Below are 583 nucleotides of genomic sequence, written 5' to 3'. Positions count from 1 at the left end.
TAGTAGCATTATGGATAAATTTATAATAAATGGTGGCAACAGGCTGAATGTAAGGAAGCTGCCAGTAAGGGCAATTCACGTGCTACAGAATATCTAAAAAAACTAGAGCAAAACAAATGACCAAGCATATTATCAAGTTTTCTGTGGATGATGTTGTATTTAGTCAAGCTTCATTTGTGCGAGGGGATTATAAGCGGGCTATTTATTCAAGGCGGAGTTAGCGGTAGCTATTGAGGGGGCGGGATTAGCCGTCTGCTTTGTGACTAAGTGAATAAGAAGCTAGGACAGTCTCAATAATATTTGGCATATATTTTGCTTTCTTTGCTCTATATGATAGATTTATTTCATGGAATGAAGATTGATGACTTGGGCTTTTCGCTCAATGTATTATCTGAAAAGAACACGCAGATAGGGCGTAATGTGGCGAACGCTGATACGCCGTATTATCGTGCCAAGAAGCTAGTTTTTGAGGAGGTTATGAACGAATACTTCACTCAGTCTAGTCCCCAAAGGCTATATACAACAGATAATAAACATTTTCAGGTTGCGCCGCAGTTGCCGCCCGATATAAAGCGTTTTGTCT

The 583-nt window shown here is 39.8% G+C and carries 1 protein-coding gene; it reads left to right on the top strand.

Annotation, left to right across the window (positions count from 1 at the left end; all coding sequences use genetic code 11):
- Positions 1–330: 330 nt before the first annotated feature.
- A partial coding sequence (locus AC1MDJ_RS08450) for a flagellar basal body rod protein FlgB (protein WP_479690465.1) occupies positions 331–583 on the top strand: 253 nt, incomplete at its 3' end.

The organism is Candidatus Termitispirillum reticulitermitis (assembly GCF_054655775.1).
The sequence above is the reverse complement of the archived record's forward strand: the minus strand, read 5'-3'. Positions and strand labels throughout refer to the sequence as shown.